Raw genomic sequence first — 16,446 nt, 5'->3', positions numbered from 1 at the left:
ATCTTTTGAATCCAAATGAAAAGAGGTCAATAAATGAGAGAGACACCCAAAAAAGATCCTATGGAAGACAGCTTGCCTTGGCAGCAAAATGTTTCTTTACCAAATACCTGGGGAATAGATCTGTACAATCAGATTCAGGACCGGTTTTATCGTATTTTTATTTACAAGCCGGATACTGTTCCTCCTCCTGAAGGATACCCGGTTATCTATGTGTTGGATGCAAACTCTGTATTTGGCACCTTTGTTGATGCAATGCGTGTGCAAATGAGAAAGCCGGAAAAAACTGGCGTGTATCCAGCGATTATTGTTGGAATTGGTTATCACACAGATCAGCCATTCTCTCCTTACCGTGTCTATGATTTTACCAGGCCAATATCAAAAGAGAATTTACCGCCGCACCCAGCAGGCTTGGAATGGCCGTCTCATGGCGGAGCTGAATCTTTCATTACATTTATTAAAGAGAAAGTTAAACCTGAAATTGAACGCCATCTGCCGGTCAATATAGACAAACAAACACTGTTTGGACATTCACTAGGCGGATTATTTGTTTTACAAACTCTTTTTTCAGAGCCAGATACTTTTCATACATACATTGCAGGAAGCCCCTCTATACATTGGGATACACAGTTTTTTAGAAGTGAGAAAGAAGCATTCACCCATAAGGTAAAGCAATCAGAGCGGCAAATAAAGATTTTGGTCGGGGTAGGCGAGCTGGAAAAGCTACACTTTAGCGGAATGAATAAAAATGCTGCTGAAATTTCCGAAGAACTTAATCAGTTGCATCAATACGGTATTCACATACAGTTCAGAGAGTTTACAGAGGAAAGTCATGTATCGGTATTATTACCACTTATTAATCGTGCAATTAAACTGGGAAGTATATAAAAAAGCTATATAGCGAACACCGAGTTTAAATCATAAAAAAACCGCCCTTGAGGAACGGTAAAGGAAGAAAAATATTTCGCTACTTATTATTAATAATTTGATTTCTAAATACTTGCAAGCTCTCTGTCTCATTCAAAGCTTTTAGCTCAGGTTCAGTCAGCTTGCCTGTTCCCATACTGACTACATAGACCTTCAGCTGTTTTTTTCCCCATTTCTGATATACATCGTCCACGGTATCGTAATAAAGATCTATTTTATTCCCCTTTATGGCTGAACCTGTGTCAGCAACCACTCCATACCCATAGGATGGGATAAAAAGAATGGTCCCAATTGGAAAGACACTTGTGTCCGCTGCAATCGTTGAATATAAGTCACGTTTTACCCTAACACCGGAATAGGTGATTCCGTAGCTGGGATGGTTTGGATTTTTCCCAGTTGACTCGTATCCTGCTGTATAACCTGTAGCAATCACTTCTTTAGCCGGGTATTTATTCCAATTATCATTTTCTTCCAGCGTGGACGCTGATTTTATTTGTTTAACAGAGGAAGTTGTGTCATAGCTTGATAACGATATTTGCTCTTTGGGCTTAGGATTTTCCCTTACTATTTTAGAATGTATATGGCGAAAAACAGGAAACTCATGAACACTAATTCCTGTAAAATATGAAAGGGTTACAACGGTAGCCAGTAAGAATAAAAAAACGAGTGAAATTGCTCTGATAAATTTAAAAGTATGGTCCATGTGACGATTTCTCCTTTCACACAAACCATTTTTCCCAATACCAGATTATCTATTCGTTTTTCAGAACTATCTATATTTTTTCAAATAAAAAACCCTTTAACGATTGCTCGAAAAGGGTTAAAACATTCTGTATCCCATGGTACGAAGTATTCTTATAACGATACCTGAAACAATCGACCCTGCTAAACCTGCGGCTAGGATAATTGCATCTGCAGAGGCAAGATTGAATAAATGCTCTTTTAATGATTGAAAGCTAGAAGATGGATTTACAAAGTACTCCGTTAACTTAACACTGTTAATAAAATATAATGCTGCCAAAGGATAAATAACGGCCATAATCCATGTCTTTCTAAATAACATATTTAAAATAAAGCCCAATCCGAAAAAAAGAATAAAGAACAATACAACTGATATAATTACAACCGGAATTGACATGCCCATTCTCTATAACTCCCCCTTAGTCGTACAAAAGTAAGTTTATAGGATGGAATAATTTTCGTCAATTGGGTTGTTTTTGAAAAATAACATTTATTTAGTGTTTTTTGTTTTACCACTTCCTCCGCAACATGAGCATGTTTCAGATCCTCCAAGCAATAATTGAAAATATCCCTTTCCATAGCAATACGGGCACTGATAGGCTTTTTGATTCATAATATGATCAACCCCTAATTTAATTGAATTTTCTGATAATATAACAGAAAATTTGGTAAATGAAAAGCACCCCAAAAGACTCAGTAATTTAATGTAAGCGTATACAAGTTAAATTTCCTTTTAAATACTTCCTTATACACCGCTTATAAATTATATAAATAATTTATAAGCGGTGTATTGAAAGACATCCCCAGGATTGATTCCTTCAAGCGGTTTCTTATGAAGGGATGCATGCTTTTCATTTAACTCCGTCAATAACAATGAACTGTCCGGATCCTTTTTAATTGTCTCCTGGTCCATAAAAGCGACATCCAATAATTCAGTTTTTTGTATCGAAATCTCTCCGGAAATTGGTTCCAATAAAAACAGCAGCATATTATCACTGATCTCATTACGTATAACACCTGTTCTAAGGCCAAATAATCCAATGATTTTCGTCTCAATCCCCGTCTCTTCTTTAATCTCTCTAACCACTGCTTCATCTGCTGTTTCTCCCGGCTGTACAAAACCTGCCGGCAATGACCATTTCCCTTTTAAACCGCCATAAGACTTCTTCACAACAAGCCATCTGCCATCCTTTGTTACGACCAATCCTGCTACACCTAACCAGACATATTTGCTTCTTTCTAACATATGAGCACCTTTTCCTAGATTTTTTTAATTATCTATACAAAAAGCTGTCTCGAGTATAATCGGACAGCTTTCTTTCGAAGTATATTATACCTTTATTAGATTAATTTAAATTTACCCTTTTTCATGAGAAGCGGCAAGCCACCCATCATGTATAAGGCACGATTATCAATGATTTTTTTCATCGCAGCTGCTTTTGTACCTTTTAATTTTTTGCCAAAAACGACTCCAATAGCATCATCATCCCCAAGTGAACATACAGTGCCTTTTGGTTCAAATACGAAATCTTTCATTTTCTCTCCTCGAATAAGGGCAGCAATATTTTCAGAGCAAACTTCTGCCTGCTGCATAGAAATTTGAGCTGTTGGTGGGTAAGGACGATTAATCTCTTCATTAATGATTAACGCACAATCTCCAATGACAAAAACATTTTCAAGACCGGGCGCCTGCAAAGTAGGCTCTACTTTCACACGGCCTCGCATCGCCTCAATACCTGACTTTTCAATGATACTGCTTCCTCTGACACCCGCAGCCCAGATAACTGTACCGGCTTTTATTAATTCTGTATCGTCTTCGCCTTTTCCGACAAGAATTCCCTCTTCCGTGCAGCCTTTGACTGGTGTGCCAATCATAAACTCAACACCTTTTTTCTCCAATCGTGCAACAGCATATTGTACAAGCTCCGGATCAAAGCCTGGCAATGCTGTAGGTGCTGCTTCTACACAAATAATACGCGCTTTATTAGGATCAACATCATATTCTTCACAAAGAGCTGGCATACGATTAGCAAGCTCTCCAATAAATTCAATACCTGTAAATCCAGCACCGCCTACTATAATAGTCAGTCTTTCTTCCTTTTTATCCGTTTGGTATTGGGAGAACTGATAATCAATATGTTCACGAATATGACGTGCTTTATTCACACTGGAAATACTGAATGCATATTCCTTTAATCCTTCAATACCAAATGTTTCAGATTCAGCACCTAAAGCAACTACTAAATAATCATATGAAACAGTACCATTCTCGCAAACTATCACTTTCTCATCTTTTTTTATTTCTACAACGGTATCTTCAATCATGGCTACCTTATTACGATCGATGATACTGCTAATATCATAACGTACTTTATTGTGATGTATGGTACCCGCTGACGCTTCATGCAGCCAAGTTGTTTCATAATGATAACGATGCTTATTAATTAGTGTAATTTCAGCTTCATTCACATTAATTTTATTTTGCAAACGCTTAGCTGTTAACAATCCGCCATAACCGGCTCCTAGAATAACAATTTGAGGCTTTTTCACTAGTATCACGTCCACCTTTTTTATATGATATAAAAATTCAAACATCTTGTGATATCATTCACGTATATCACGTCAAAAATGTCACAAAATATTAACATTTCGCTATAGATTACTATATTCTCTTTTGGTTATTTTTTCAAGCGCTGGATATAAAAAGGATAAAAAAATAAGTAACGGTATTACCTTTGACTTTTTTGAATATTTACTCTTATTATCTTTATATACACACATATCCTTTAGAGGAACGTTATACCAAGATATATGGTACTATTTATTAAAGATTTATTTACAATATAGGGGGTAATCAAGTGAAAGAAGATCAAAAAGTATATGACGTAACGATCATAGGTGGAGGACCTGTAGGATTGTTCACTGCTTTCTATGGTGGTATGAGGCAAGCCTCAGTGAAAATCATCGAAAGTCTGCCCCAGCTAGGCGGACAATTATCCGCACTCTATCCCGAGAAATATATTTATGATGTAGCGGGTTTTCCCAAAATACTCGCTCAAGAATTAGTTAATAACCTAAAGGAACAAATGGCTAAGTTCGATCCAACCATTTGCCTTGAACAAGCTGTCGAGAATGTTGAAAAACAGGCAGATGGCGTTTTTAAAGTAACAACCGATAAGGAAGTTCATTATTCAAACACGATCATCATCACAGCCGGTAATGGAGCATTCCAGCCAAGGCGCCTTGAACTTGAAAATGCGTCTAATTATGAAGGGAAAAATCTTCATTATTTTGTTGATGATTTAAATAAATTTGCCGGTAAAAAAGTCGTCGTATGTGGCGGAGGGGACTCTGCAGTAGACTGGGCATTAATGCTTGAGCCTATCGCCGAGGAAGTAACCCTTGTTCATCGCCGGGATAAATTCCGTGCCCATGAACATAGTGTGGAAAATCTTAAAAATTCAAGTGTAATCATAAAGACTCCATATATACCATCTGAATTAGTTGGCGATGGGGAATCCATTAAACAAATCGTGTTGGATGATGCAACCGGGGATCATAAAGAAACGATTGATGTTGATGACGTATTAGTTACGTTTGGCTTTGTTTCTTCACTTGGACCTATTAAAGAGTGGGGACTTAATATCGAGAAAAATTCCATCATTGTGAATAGCAAAATGGAAACTAATATACCTGGTATATATGCAGCAGGAGATATTTGCACATATGATGGGAAAGTGAAGCTAATTGCCTGTGGATTTGGTGAAGCTCCTACGGCTATTAACAATGCAAAAGCATATATGGATCCTAAAGCAAGAATCCAGCCCCTTCACAGTACAAGTATGTTTAAGGATTGATTTATTGAATTAAAACTGGTCAAGACGCGCCATGCAGAATAAATAAAGGAATTCAGGATGTAAGCTCCTATGCTAACACATTCTGAATTCCTTCTTTTTTTAGAACCCAACCTTCCCTCTTTGTATGTATACAAATTCTTCCCTTACGTACTAGTAAATACCAGAGTCAGGCCCCCTATGAAGCGGGTATGAGTTACTAGTGAGGTGATTACAATGAATGTGTTAATAGTCGGTGCAAACAATCGCACAGGCCAGCGAGTACTTGAGCTTTTGAATAAGTCTTCTCATCAGGCATACTGTTTAGTACATGATGAAAATCTTGCTTCATTAGTTAGAAGTCTTGGTGCTGAACCCATGTTCGGAGAAATAACCGATTCTCTCCAATTGGAGGGCATGCACGCAGTTATTTACGCAGTCGATGTAACAAATCCTAGTATTCATGATACGATCTCCCATGTAACACAGCACGGAGCTATCCACTTTATACGTGAGTGTGAAAAAGCGGGCATAGAGCGCTTCGTCATGCTAAGCTCCGTTTATGCTGACAAACCGGATGAAGCACCATGTGTTCTTTATTCCTTATTGGAGGAAACAAGGATGACGGAGAATTATTTAACTGGATCCAGTAGGTTAAAGTATACAATTGTCCGTCCAGGCAAAATGATTGATTCTGATGGCACATTTAAAATACTGGCGGCAGAATCTATCGATGATGATGGAATGATTTCACGTAATGAAGTTGCACAGGTTTTAGTTGATACATTAGAAATAGATACGACTTTTAATAAGAAATTTTATTGTATTGAAGGCCCTTTTCCTATTAAGGAAGCCTTGGCTGAAGTGTAATATAAAAACAACTAGTCTCCCTCTCCCCGCTCTTATTGGGAGAGGTTATTTTTGTATTTAGCAGGAACCTTAAAATGCCTTAGTCTCATATAAAAAATTCCTTCTCAATAGATACCTTTTTGATCGCATCTGTTTAAAGAAGGAATTCCAACTAAATCAGTATTGATTTGTTAGTTTAACATTGCTCTGGATTACCCGTAACTTTAGCTGTACGAAATGAAGACCCACAACCACATGTGGCAATGGCATTCGGATTATCAATCGTAAAACCTCCGCCGAGCATCGATTGTTTATAGTCTATACGCGTTCCAGTCAGGATAGGCGCGTCCTCTTTATTCACAAGAAAATGAATTTCATGCTGTATGGTTTCAATATCACTATCTTGTTTTTTTTGCTCAAAGTTCATGCCATACGATAAACCGCTGCACCCTCCACCATGGACGGAAACACGCAAATATGGCTGATCTTCCCCGCTTTCTTTTATCATCGTATTTATTTGAAAAGCTGCTGCTTCTGTTACAATAATGACATCATTATTCATTACCATTCTTCCCCCTTATAAAAAGTTAGAAGGAAATTAAATCCTCTATTTATTAGTATATACATTAACCGGTGTCCTCTCAACCTTAAAACTGCCCATAATATGCTGCTGTTCGCACGTTTTTGAATAAGATATACGCTTTTAAATAACACTTTACCTAAATGACTATATTATTTTATCCAAAAGATTAATTAATATTTTTTACATAAACAGCAGCGGAATGAAAGAAAATAGAAAGACGAAATTGAAAGGAGTTTCCTTGATGCTTTCTTCCGAACAACAATCCAATCTTCAATCAAAATTAGCAGATGAAAAAAAGGAACTTGAACATCACATTTCCCTGAATAATCATTTTGGCATAGGGGAAGATGAAAATTTTTATAATTATGTAGGAGAACTCTCTACATATGATAACCATCCTGCGGATACCGCCACTGAGCTATATGAACGTGGTAAAGACCTAGCCTTAAATGAACATTTTGAGAATGAACTTAATCAGGTAAATAGAGCTTTACAGGCAATTGAACAAGGAACCTATGGTAAATGTGAAGTATGCGGTAAAGACATCCCTTTTGAGCGGCTTCAAGCAATACCATCTACCACTTATTGCATCGAGCACAGTACTGAGCAAACCGTTTCTCACGAACGTCCAATAGAAGAACAGGTCCTGCATCCATTATATGAAAAAAAGCATGAGACAGAAGTAAATGGCTTTGATGAAGAAGATTCCTGGCAGGCTGTTGCGGAGTGGGGGAGTTCAGATACCCCATCTGATTATTATGATCCAAAAGAGCACTATGATCAGGTCTATTTAAATTCCGATGAATATATTGGATATGTGGAGGATATTGAAAATTTCGCTGGAAACGATATTGAAGGGAAAAATGTTCAAATCTATCCTACAGCAGAACTTGAGCAATTAAAGGATTTATTGGATGAAGAAGGTATCATGACATCCTTTGGCGATTTAAAACCATATGAGGAAGATCCTTATACTGAAGATACCAATGATGATGAGTAATTCTTTATACAAAAAATAGGGAAGAAATAAGCAGAGTATGCCTATTTCTTCCCTTTTTATTATATTAAAACATTGGGTTCTCTTCCAGATATTCATAAATATGATCTACTAATTCTTCCGGACTGTCCCCTGTTACGACTTCTCCATTTACAAGGGCATACATACTGGCAGAGCAAATTCCACAATAACTAAGACACCCATATTCAATAACATCCAAATTAGGATCTTTATCTAAAATCTCCATAGCGGCCTGTGAACCGCTGACAAGATTACTGACACAAAATTCAATTATTGGTTTCATACTATTGTCACCCCTTAGCACAACCAAAATCCTACTCTAAAATGATATAATAGTCAATTAATTAAGGTGAATCAGTTACCTTTTTATACTCCATCTGCCGAGAGATGTGATAGAGAAAATGTTTTTAAATTAGGACATCCGAAACGGAGTAATAATGTGACTTTTCACAAATTATACACAATTCAGTTGTTATTTTTTCCTATTTTCGATATACTTTGTATGGAATTTTACAATATTGACATCTATTATAATAATTTAATATTTTTATAGCACTACTTTGAATTTAGTATTCTAGCATAGTTTAAAATTAGAAAATTGTATCCCAACAAAGGAGTCGTCATTTCTATGAAAAACTTAGTCATCCTCGGTGGTGGGTATGGTGGTATGAGAATACTTAACAAGCTCACTGATCATCATTTTCCCGCAGATATTCATGTTACTTTGGTCGATCGAATTCCTTATCATTGTTTAAAAACTGAATTTTATGCGCTTGCCGCTGGTTCCATTTCTGACCACACTATTCGTGTATCATTTCCTCAGCACGAAAGAATTCAATACAAGTACGGTGAAGTATCCTCTATCGATTTATCAAATAAGAAAGTTCTATTAAAAGATCAGGAACCGCTTACATATGATGAACTGATTATCGGCCTGGGCTGTGAGGACAATTATCATAATGTGCCTGGAGCCGCAGAATATACCTATAGCATACAGTCTATTGATAAATCTCGCAGTACCTATCAAGCACTGAATAACCTCGGACCAGGTAAAGTAGTTGCCATCATTGGCGGAGGATTAAGCGGAATTGAACTAGCTAGTGAATTGATTGAAGGACGCCCGGATTTAAATATTAAGCTTTTTGACCGTAATGACCATATTTTATCAGCATTTCCTAAAAAACTTAGTAATTATGTGGAAAGCTGGTTTCATGAACATCGTGTAGACTTAGTCCCAAATAGTAATATTACTAAGATAGAACCTAACCTGCTTTATAATGGTGACGTTTCCATTCCATGTGATGCCATTGTTTGGACCGCTGGCATTCAGCCAGTACAGCCAGTCAGAGAACTGCCTGTTGAAAAAGACAGCGGTAACAAAATAAAACTGACAGTCCAGCACACCATCCCAGGCTATCCAGATGTATTTGTCATTGGAGATTGCGCAAGCCTTGGACATGCCCCAAGTGCGCAATTGGCAGAGGGGCAAGGTGAACAAATTTATCAGGTACTGGTTAAAAAATGGGCCGGAGAACCGCTCCCTGAATCCTTCCCTCCAATTAAACTGAAGGGAATTCTAGGATCCCTTGGTAAAAAACATGGTTTCGGACTAATGTCTGAACGTACTATTATTACTGGCAGAATGGCGCGGCTGTTAAAGTCAGGGGTTTTGTGGATGTACAAGTATCATAATGGATAATAGGACCCTATGTTGATGGTTCGAATATATCGATTATTAAAAAACAAGCTTGCAGACCCTAAAAGTAGGCTGCAAGCTTTATCCAAATAATTATTCACTTTTATATCCGTAATCTCGTAAAGCTTCAGTTATTATCTTTAATCGAGGGCTTCCTTCTCCGACTACTTTCCCGTCCAAGATGACTAAAGGATAAAAATATTCTCCTTCGGCAACTTTCTCAGCTATTTCTTTAATTTTCGGATCTTCTGGTGGGTTAAAAATATCGATGTATGTGATCGTTAATGGGTGACTTGGGAATTTTCTCGATAAGGCAGCCTGCAGCCATTCATATGTTTCTTTTGATGATGGCATTCCAACACAGCTTGCACATATTTGTGTGGCTCCGTATACATATAAATTTGCAACCGTCACCTGTTTTCCCCCTATTTTATCGCTTTTCTTTTCATCATACATAAATTTAATATAGGAAACAAATTTTAACTATAAGCTAAGGAATGTAGATAGCTTTTTTAAGGTAAAATCATTATAATATGATTAGGAAAGGAGTCGATAGCCATGGCAGAACAAGAATTATTTGGGCAAGTTCAGGAAGTACTAGATAAATTACGTCCATTTCTTCTTCGCGACGGCGGCGACTGTGAGCTGGTTGATGTGGATGATGGAATTGTAAAATTACGTCTTTTAGGGGCTTGCGGAAGCTGTCCCAGCTCCACAATCACATTGAAAGCTGGCATCGAACGTGCACTTCTTGAAGAAGTTCCAGGCGTTGTTGAAGTTGAACAAGTTTTCTAATGATCAAAACACAAATAGCAGCGATTCCCCTATAATTGGGGAATCGCTGTTTTTAATTTAAATCCGTCAGTTGTATAATAGAACCCGTATTGACCATTGGAATATGAAGGATATTCATTTCAGGAAACTCTCCTTTAAGACGTTCACAAATAAGTGGAACAGAATGTGAAGGAGCTAAAGAAAAAATGGTTGGCCCGGCACCGCTGATTGAACTGCCATAAGCTCCTTCCTCTTTTGCTAAACGTTTAATTCTAGAATAGTGAGGCATTAACTCACTTCGATACTTTTCATGGAAATCATCTCTTTCCATCATCTCTCCAACCAGTTTCCAATCATTTGTAGCAGCAGCGGCTACCAAAATGTTCGCTGCAGCACTTGAAGAAACAGCTTGAGAATGGGACAGATGAGTTGGCAATACTTCACGTGCTCTTTCAGTGTTCAACTCAAACGGAGGAATCGTTACAATTGCCCCGACATCCCCAATCGGTAATGATACAAGGGTTGATTCACAATCATTATGAATGCCGACAATCATGCCACCGTAAATGGATGCACCCACATTATCTGGATGCCCTTCCTCTAAACTCGCAAATCTTAGTTTTTCTTCCTTGCTCAAATTCAGATTACAAAAGACATTGGCAAGCTCAAGTCCCGCTACAATTGCTGACGCACTGCTGCCCAGACCTCTTGCCAACGGTATTTCACTTTTCACCATCAATCTGCAGACCGGCATTTCTGCCCCAAAATAGGCTGCAGCTTTCTTAGCCATCCGAACAATAAAATTACTTTCATCCGAAGGAGTTTTCTTTAATTCATCCGATTTGATAATAACCATCCATTCATCTGATGGCATTGCTTCTATCGTCAAATACAAGCCCAGTGCGATTCCAATTGAGTCAAATCCCGGTCCCAGATTGGCTGTACTTGCCGGTATTTTAATACGCAACATGTCAGGCTGGTTCATGATGAGACTACACCGCCAAAGCATCTTACCAATTCTTCTTCATCGTTTTCAATAACAGTTGGTTGTATTTGACTGTACTCCACAGCCGTATTTGGGTCTTTAAGCCCGTTACCGGTTAATACTGCGACAACTGTTTGTCCCTTCTTTATTTCTCCTGTTTGCAATTGTTTATAGATACCTGCAATGGAAGCACAGGAAGCTGGTTCGGCAAATATTCCTTCTTTTCTGGCTAATAACTGATAAGCCTTGATAATATCATCATCATTGATTTCATCTATTTTTCCGTTTGATTCCTTTACCGCCTCAACGGCATATTCCCAACTGGCCGGATTTCCGATACGAATCGCAGTGGCTATGGTTTCTGGTTGTTCGAACACCCGATTATGTACAATCGCAGCCGCACCTTCCGCTTCGAATCCTCTCATTTCCGGAAGCCCACTCTGGCATTGCTCATGATATTCCTTAAACCCTTTCCAATACGCTGTAATATTACCGGCATTTCCAACCGGTATTGCGAGCACATCAGGGGCCTTACCCAATTGTTTACATATCTCAAAAGCAGCCGTTTTTTGCCCTTCAATTCTGTAAGGATTCACCGAATTGACAAGTGTGATGGGAAATTTGGCACTGATGGAGCGGACCATAGCCAATGCCTGATCGAAGTTCCCTTTAATGGCATAGATTTCGGCTCCATACATAACTGCCTGAGCTAACTTACCCATGGCAATTTTCCCATCAGGAATAACAACAATGCAGCGTAGCCCGGATCGGGCTGCGTAGGCTGCAGCTGCAGCGGATGTATTGCCGGTTGAAGCACATATAATCGTATCACTGCCTTCTTCTATGGCTTTTGCTACTGCCATCACCATTCCCCGATCTTTAAAGGAGCCTGTTGGATTGGCACCTTCATATTTAACATATAAATCAATCCCCAACTCCTTTGAAAGATTATGACAGCGAATTAACGGCGTATTCCCCTCCAACAGACTTAAATTCGGGGTCTGGTTATTCACCGGTAAAAATTCTTTAAATTCCTGCAGTAACCCATTCCAGCTCATTCTATGCTCCCCCTTCAACTCGATACGTACTTTTTATGGAGTAAACTTTTTCATTGGTTTCCAGCTCACGCAATACGTTTTCAAAATTAGCCACTGGAGCCTTATGTGATACAAGTACAATTTCCGATAATTCGTTGACCTTAATTGGCAGCTGCATGATTTTCTCAAAGCTTATTCCATGGTTAGCAAAAATAGCAGTTAGCTGTGCAAAAACACCAACTTCATCCTTCACATGAATCCGCAGAAAAAATTTGCTATTAATTTCTTCATTCGTTTTTAATTTTTTATCAAATTGAGGTATAACTGCACTTCGCCCATTTACATCCAGCCTCATATTTTTCATGATGGCAACAAGATCCGATACTACTGCTGTTGCTGTTGGCAGACTGCCGGCTCCAGGTCCGTAAAACATGGTCTCACCAACTGCCTCCCCATATACATACACCGCATTATATTCGTCATTTACGGTAGCAAGAGGATGTTCCTCCGGTAAAAGGGTGGGCTGGACGCTCACCTCCACTTTATTTTCGGTTCGATTGGCAAACCCAAGCAGCTTCATAGTGTATCCAAGCCTTTTGCAGAGCGCTAGGTCCGCATCAGAAACAGTTGTAATCCCCTGTACCTTCACATCTTCCAATCCAATATTCATTGAAAAGCCCAAGGTTGCCAGAATCGCCATCTTTCTTGCTGCATCTAAGCCTTCTACATCGGCAGTTGGATCTGCTTCAGCAAAGCCAAGATCCTGTGCTTCTTTTAACGCTTCCTGATAAGAGACTTTTTCCTTGGTCATTTTCGTCATAATATAATTCGTAGTACCATTTACAATGCCCATTATTTTTGTAATATGATCTGATGCAAGTCCATCTACCAAGCTTCGTAAAATAGGGATACCCCCAGCTACACTTGCCTCATAAAATAAATCACAGCCATTCTCTGAAGCAGTACGCAATAAATCCGGTCCATAGACTGCCATCAGATCTTTATTAGCTGTTACTATATGTTTTTTATTATTTAAAGCCTGCATCAGCAACAAGTAAGTATCTTCCACACCGCCTATTACCTCAATAACGATATCTATTTCAGGATCAGAGATGATGTCTGTTGCGGAAGTCGTTATAAGTTCGGATGATACATCCATTGCTCTATCTTTATATTTATCTTTAACAAGGATTCTTTTAATCTCTACCGGGCAACCAACCTGATGCATCAGTTTTTCCTGGTGATTCTGAATGATTTGTACCACACCTGTTCCGACAGTTCCCAGTCCCAGTAATCCAATTGTAATTGGTTTCACCCTATCTCCCCCTTTTTGTCTACCACAAAAATACATTTGTTTATGTATAGAAGACATTATAAATATAAACATAACCGTTTACAATATTAAATTAATTAAAAATTAAAATAATTTTACCCTACCGTTCTATTATACACAATATTCTAAAAATATATTTGAACCATAAGCAAAGTAAATTCTTCTCCGCATACTAAATGGGTGTCTTCTTATGGATGCAAATTTTATTCAGCAAATAATCACCTCTTATTAGCATGCTTACTAAGATATAAAAAGAAGAATATTTCATAATTAAAGCGATATGGATTTTACAAAGATTGCAAGGATAGATGATTAGCCGATAAGGAAGAAGGCCTTTTAATATGCTCATCAACCACTATTTGTACGTATTATAAATGGAAGTCGGTGTACACTTAATGAAAGATAAATCAATTGATAAAACGGAACAGACTGCAAGACAATGGCTAATAGATCGCGGCGTATCGGTAAAAGATATCGGTGAATTAGTTATGTATCTCCAGCATAAATACCATGATGATTTGCAATTGGAAGATTGTATTTACAACGTGGAACGCGTACTTTCAAAACGCGAGGTTCAAAATGCCATTTTAACCGGCATTCAATTAGATATGTTAGCTGAAAAGGGCTTATTGGAGGAACCAATACAATCCATTATTGGTGTCGATGAAGGTTTGTATGGCGTGGATGAGATTCTTGCATTAAGCATTGTTAATGTATATGGCTCCATTGGCTTTACCAACTATGGATATGTAGATAAACTTAAGCCCGGTATCCTGAAGCGATTAAATGATAAATCAACCGGAGAATGTCATACCTTTCTAGATGATATTGTCGGCGCCATCGCAGCTGCTGCCTCTAGCCGGCTGGCACACCGTATTGAAAACGTGGAGTAAAATCATTAAAGAAGGCTCACACTCGAGAATTAATCATGAGTTGTGAGCCTTTTTTCAGATTAAATAGTCCATTGATCCAATGAATCAATTGTATAAGTTGGCTTGCGGTCATAGCCTTTTAAATGTTCTCTGGTCGTAACACCAGTATGAACAAGCAATGTATCAACCCCAGCATTCATACCAGCCATAATATCCGTATCATAGTTATCTCCAACCATCAACGTCTCTTCTTTAGAGACACCCAGCACCTTCATCGCCTGTTCCATAATAATTGATTCAGGCTTTCCGATAAATATAGGCTCCGTTTGAGTAGACACAGTAACAACAGAAGTTAATGATCCATTACCTGGTAAGAGCCCTCTCTCAGTTGGAATGGCAATATCAGCATTGGTAGAAATGAATGTTGCTCCATTACGGACTGCGAGACAGGCAACCGATAATTTTTCATATGTAATTCCACGATCAATTCCAGTAATCACAAAATCAGCATCTTCATTCTTAATGGTAAATCCTTTTTCTTTACAGGCTTCAATGATACCGTCTTCCCCAATAATGAAAACAGATGCATCTTGTTTTTTCTCATATATATAATTTGCTGTAGCCATACTTGTTGTAAAAACTTGTTCCCCTGTAGCAGGAATGTCAAATTGGCGCAGCTTTTCAGCTACCTGCTCAGGAGTACGTGATGAATTATTCGTTACAAATAAATAAGGAATCTCTTGTCTTTTTAGTTCCTGCACAAAATGGACAGCCTCCAAAATTCGTTCTGTTCCCTTATACATTGTTCCATCTAAATCAATTAAATAACCTTTATACTTTTTCATACGCATTGTTCTCTCCTGGACGTGTTAGATTTACTTCATTTACTTTACCACAGTAGCATTCAATCGAAAAGCGGAAGCCCGTCTAATTATCTCCTGATGCTAATTAGGACATACCCAAGTAGTTTAATCCTCTTTTTCTACTTTTAAGCCTTCTATTTGGCCAATTAACTTCCTATAAAATTCCGAACGAATGGAAAATTCACCGAATTCCTCATGTGTAGTACAGGTGAACCATGCAAAATTGTTCAAGTATTTCTTGTTTATAAGTTAATTCTTTCCGTGTTACAAAATAGAATGTGTCCGAGTAATCACATAAGACTTCTAATAATTGCTGATAAGTATTACCTGCAGGATTTTCAGTTAAGTTCCAGATTTCCATCATAGCACCTTCTTTTATCAAAGTATTTAAAATTCAAAAGTACCCAAAATGTCTAACTCAAACGATTATCACAATCATTAAAAAAACGATAAGCATATTGGCTCATCGTTTATGTACGTATCATTTATCATATGGTTTAAAAGCTGTTACGACACCTAATTCAGTTTCAATATAGCTTCTTATACATGCAGGGAATTGTTGAATAGTGTTCAAATTTTCATATACTGCTTTTTGCAGTTGCCCGTGATGAATAGCTGTGTAGGCTTGCACGAGTTCTTTCCTGTATGGGAGCAATGTTTTTAAATCAATCTCCATCGCTGAATCAATCACTTTTTCATCCAGCAGGATATCGATTATGTCTTCATAGCTGCCTGGATCTCTCATAATAAAACCATCTATCATTGAATTCCCTACATCCAGAACGGCATCAATGATGGTTTGAAAGATACGCTCTAATGCCAGTTTCTCAATAGTAGACTCAGTCCATTCTCCTTTACTTTTCAGAAGATTTGTCTGAGTTTCTAAATAAAGCAGTTTATCCTCAATTGCTTCTCGATCTACGAAGTACATCCTGTAT

At 38.0% G+C, this 16,446-nt stretch carries 21 protein-coding genes; 7 read left to right on the top strand and 14 right to left on the bottom strand.

All coding sequences use genetic code 11. The features are described 5' to 3' along the window. Nucleotides 1–33: 33 nt before the first annotated feature. On the top strand, nt 34–885 hold the full coding sequence (locus AC4G3N_RS12080) for an alpha/beta hydrolase (RefSeq protein ID WP_491090267.1): 852 nt from the start codon (nt 34–36) through the stop codon (nt 883–885). Between the two features lie 79 nt (nt 886–964). On the opposite strand, the gene spsC is transcribed toward AC4G3N_RS12080, so the two are convergent. The 5 genes from spsC to AC4G3N_RS12055 all read right to left on the bottom strand — a co-directional run bounded on the left by spsC (nt 965) and on the right by AC4G3N_RS12055 (nt 4,224). Beyond that, the gene (gene spsC, locus AC4G3N_RS12075) at nt 965–1,627 is read right to left on the bottom strand and encodes a stationary phase survival protein SpsC (RefSeq protein ID WP_139892282.1); all 663 of its coding nucleotides are present in this window, start codon (nt 1,625–1,627) and stop codon (nt 965–967) included. Between the two features lie 117 nt (nt 1,628–1,744). After that, nucleotides 1,745–2,068, bottom strand: a complete 324-nt coding sequence (locus AC4G3N_RS12070) for a YuiB family protein (RefSeq protein ID WP_066106581.1) — start codon at nt 2,066–2,068, stop codon at nt 1,745–1,747. 87 nt (nt 2,069–2,155) lie between these two features. Beyond that, nucleotides 2,156–2,278, bottom strand: coding sequence for a YuiA family protein (locus AC4G3N_RS12065; RefSeq protein WP_175354293.1), 123 nt, complete (start codon nt 2,276–2,278; stop codon nt 2,156–2,158). Nucleotides 2,279–2,428: 150 nt separating this feature from the next. Next, a complete protein-coding gene (locus AC4G3N_RS12060) occupies nt 2,429–2,911 on the bottom strand; it encodes an NUDIX hydrolase (RefSeq protein ID WP_140461717.1) in 483 nt (160 codons plus the stop codon). A gap of 95 nt (nt 2,912–3,006) precedes the next feature. After that, a complete protein-coding gene (locus tag AC4G3N_RS12055) occupies nt 3,007–4,224 on the bottom strand; it encodes an NAD(P)/FAD-dependent oxidoreductase (RefSeq protein WP_225983739.1) in 1,218 nt (405 codons plus the stop codon). Nucleotides 4,225–4,523: 299 nt separating this feature from the next. Here AC4G3N_RS12055 and AC4G3N_RS12050 point away from each other — a divergent pair, with 299 nt between their 5' ends. After that, complete coding sequence (locus AC4G3N_RS12050; RefSeq protein ID WP_066106573.1) at nt 4,524–5,522, top strand: NAD(P)/FAD-dependent oxidoreductase; 999 nt, start codon at nt 4,524–4,526, stop codon at nt 5,520–5,522. 213 nt (nt 5,523–5,735) lie between these two features. Then, complete coding sequence (locus AC4G3N_RS12045) at nt 5,736–6,368, top strand: NAD(P)H-binding protein (protein ID WP_066106570.1); 633 nt, start codon at nt 5,736–5,738, stop codon at nt 6,366–6,368. A 175-nt stretch (nt 6,369–6,543) separates the two neighbouring features. Here the strand turns inward: AC4G3N_RS12045 and AC4G3N_RS12040 are convergent, their stop codons facing one another. Continuing rightward, on the bottom strand, nt 6,544–6,909 hold the full coding sequence (locus AC4G3N_RS12040) for a HesB/IscA family protein (protein WP_066106916.1): 366 nt from the start codon (nt 6,907–6,909) through the stop codon (nt 6,544–6,546). Between the two features lie 262 nt (nt 6,910–7,171). On the opposite strand from AC4G3N_RS12040, the gene AC4G3N_RS12035 reads away from it, so the two are divergent. After that, on the top strand, nt 7,172–7,930 hold the full coding sequence (locus AC4G3N_RS12035; protein WP_066106567.1) for a TraR/DksA C4-type zinc finger protein: 759 nt from the start codon (nt 7,172–7,174) through the stop codon (nt 7,928–7,930). A 64-nt stretch (nt 7,931–7,994) separates the two neighbouring features. Here AC4G3N_RS12035 and AC4G3N_RS12030 read toward each other — a convergent pair whose 3' ends face one another. After that, on the bottom strand, nt 7,995–8,231 hold the full coding sequence (locus AC4G3N_RS12030) for a YuzB family protein (protein WP_066106566.1): 237 nt from the start codon (nt 8,229–8,231) through the stop codon (nt 7,995–7,997). A 345-nt stretch (nt 8,232–8,576) separates the two neighbouring features. Between AC4G3N_RS12030 and AC4G3N_RS12025 the strand changes: the two genes are divergently transcribed. Then, the gene (locus AC4G3N_RS12025; protein WP_066106563.1) at nt 8,577–9,647 is read left to right on the top strand and encodes an NAD(P)/FAD-dependent oxidoreductase; all 1,071 of its coding nucleotides are present in this window, start codon (nt 8,577–8,579) and stop codon (nt 9,645–9,647) included. Nucleotides 9,648–9,737: 90 nt separating this feature from the next. On the opposite strand, the gene AC4G3N_RS12020 is transcribed toward AC4G3N_RS12025, so the two are convergent. After that, entirely contained in the window at nt 9,738–10,100 is a 363-nt protein-coding gene (locus tag AC4G3N_RS12020) for a YuzD family protein (RefSeq protein WP_066106560.1), read from the bottom strand. Between the two features lie 102 nt (nt 10,101–10,202). On the opposite strand from AC4G3N_RS12020, the gene AC4G3N_RS12015 reads away from it, so the two are divergent. Beyond that, entirely contained in the window at nt 10,203–10,439 is a 237-nt protein-coding gene (locus AC4G3N_RS12015) for a NifU family protein (RefSeq protein WP_066106557.1), read from the top strand. 52 nt (nt 10,440–10,491) lie between these two features. On the opposite strand, the gene thrB is transcribed toward AC4G3N_RS12015, so the two are convergent. The 3 genes from thrB to AC4G3N_RS12000 are packed head-to-tail and all read right to left on the bottom strand — an operon-like array spanning nt 10,492 to nt 13,755. Then, nucleotides 10,492–11,403 (bottom strand): homoserine kinase, encoded by a 912-nt coding sequence (thrB, locus tag AC4G3N_RS12010; RefSeq protein ID WP_066106554.1) that lies wholly within the window; start codon nt 11,401–11,403, stop codon nt 10,492–10,494. After that, on the bottom strand, nt 11,400–12,461 hold the full coding sequence (gene thrC / locus AC4G3N_RS12005) for a threonine synthase (protein ID WP_066106550.1): 1,062 nt from the start codon (nt 12,459–12,461) through the stop codon (nt 11,400–11,402). The genes thrB and thrC overlap by 4 nt, the downstream gene beginning before the upstream one ends. 1 nt (nt 12,462) lies before the next feature. Beyond that, nucleotides 12,463–13,755, bottom strand: a complete 1,293-nt coding sequence (locus AC4G3N_RS12000) for a homoserine dehydrogenase (RefSeq protein ID WP_180349984.1) — start codon at nt 13,753–13,755, stop codon at nt 12,463–12,465. 413 nt (nt 13,756–14,168) lie between these two features. On the opposite strand from AC4G3N_RS12000, the gene AC4G3N_RS11995 reads away from it, so the two are divergent. Next, the gene (locus AC4G3N_RS11995) at nt 14,169–14,666 is read left to right on the top strand and encodes a phosphatidylglycerophosphatase A family protein (RefSeq protein WP_491090266.1); all 498 of its coding nucleotides are present in this window, start codon (nt 14,169–14,171) and stop codon (nt 14,664–14,666) included. Between the two features lie 59 nt (nt 14,667–14,725). On the opposite strand, the gene AC4G3N_RS11990 is transcribed toward AC4G3N_RS11995, so the two are convergent. The 3 genes from AC4G3N_RS11990 to AC4G3N_RS11980 form a co-directional block, all read right to left on the bottom strand. Next, on the bottom strand, nt 14,726–15,490 hold the full coding sequence (locus AC4G3N_RS11990) for a TIGR01457 family HAD-type hydrolase (RefSeq protein ID WP_491090265.1): 765 nt from the start codon (nt 15,488–15,490) through the stop codon (nt 14,726–14,728). Nucleotides 15,491–15,701: 211 nt separating this feature from the next. Continuing rightward, nucleotides 15,702–15,869 (bottom strand): hypothetical protein, encoded by a 168-nt coding sequence (locus AC4G3N_RS11985; RefSeq protein WP_491090264.1) that lies wholly within the window; start codon nt 15,867–15,869, stop codon nt 15,702–15,704. A 120-nt stretch (nt 15,870–15,989) separates the two neighbouring features. Further along, on the bottom strand, nt 15,990–16,439 hold the full coding sequence (locus AC4G3N_RS11980; RefSeq protein WP_066106543.1) for a DUF86 domain-containing protein: 450 nt from the start codon (nt 16,437–16,439) through the stop codon (nt 15,990–15,992). Nucleotides 16,440–16,446: the final 7 nt, after the last annotated feature.

It is taken from the genome of Bacillus sp. z50 (genome assembly GCF_058313585.1).
The sequence above is the reverse complement of the archived record's forward strand: the minus strand, read 5'-3'. Positions and strand labels throughout refer to the sequence as shown.

Bases quoted from the DNA above. Each gene is read 5' to 3' on its own strand.
- AC4G3N_RS12080 (WP_491090267.1), top strand. From the start codon at position 34: ATGAGAGAGACACCCAAAAAAGATCCTATGGAAGACAGCTTGCCTTGG.
- spsC (WP_139892282.1), bottom strand. From the start codon at position 1,627: ATGGACCATACTTTTAAATTTATCAGAGCAATTTCACTCGTTTTTTTA.
- AC4G3N_RS12070 (WP_066106581.1), bottom strand. From the start codon at position 2,068: ATGGGCATGTCAATTCCGGTTGTAATTATATCAGTTGTATTGTTCTTT.
- AC4G3N_RS12065 (WP_175354293.1), bottom strand. From the start codon at position 2,278: ATGAATCAAAAAGCCTATCAGTGCCCGTATTGCTATGGAAAGGGATAT.
- AC4G3N_RS12060 (WP_140461717.1), bottom strand. From the start codon at position 2,911: ATGTTAGAAAGAAGCAAATATGTCTGGTTAGGTGTAGCAGGATTGGTC.
- AC4G3N_RS12045 (WP_066106570.1), top strand. From the start codon at position 5,736: ATGAATGTGTTAATAGTCGGTGCAAACAATCGCACAGGCCAGCGAGTA.
- AC4G3N_RS12040 (WP_066106916.1), bottom strand. From the start codon at position 6,909: ATGAATAATGATGTCATTATTGTAACAGAAGCAGCAGCTTTTCAAATA.
- AC4G3N_RS12035 (WP_066106567.1), top strand. From the start codon at position 7,172: ATGCTTTCTTCCGAACAACAATCCAATCTTCAATCAAAATTAGCAGAT.
- AC4G3N_RS12030 (WP_066106566.1), bottom strand. From the start codon at position 8,231: ATGAAACCAATAATTGAATTTTGTGTCAGTAATCTTGTCAGCGGTTCA.
- AC4G3N_RS12025 (WP_066106563.1), top strand. From the start codon at position 8,577: ATGAAAAACTTAGTCATCCTCGGTGGTGGGTATGGTGGTATGAGAATA.
- AC4G3N_RS12020 (WP_066106560.1), bottom strand. From the start codon at position 10,100: ATGTATGATGAAAAGAAAAGCGATAAAATAGGGGGAAAACAGGTGACG.
- AC4G3N_RS12015 (WP_066106557.1), top strand. From the start codon at position 10,203: ATGGCAGAACAAGAATTATTTGGGCAAGTTCAGGAAGTACTAGATAAA.
- thrB (WP_066106554.1), bottom strand. From the start codon at position 11,403: ATGAACCAGCCTGACATGTTGCGTATTAAAATACCGGCAAGTACAGCC.
- thrC (WP_066106550.1), bottom strand. From the start codon at position 12,461: ATGAGCTGGAATGGGTTACTGCAGGAATTTAAAGAATTTTTACCGGTG.
- AC4G3N_RS11995 (WP_491090266.1), top strand. From the start codon at position 14,169: ATGAAAGATAAATCAATTGATAAAACGGAACAGACTGCAAGACAATGG.
- AC4G3N_RS11990 (WP_491090265.1), bottom strand. From the start codon at position 15,490: ATGAAAAAGTATAAAGGTTATTTAATTGATTTAGATGGAACAATGTAT.
- AC4G3N_RS11985 (WP_491090264.1), bottom strand. From the start codon at position 15,869: ATGGAAATCTGGAACTTAACTGAAAATCCTGCAGGTAATACTTATCAG.
- AC4G3N_RS11980 (WP_066106543.1), bottom strand. From the start codon at position 16,439: ATGTACTTCGTAGATCGAGAAGCAATTGAGGATAAACTGCTTTATTTA.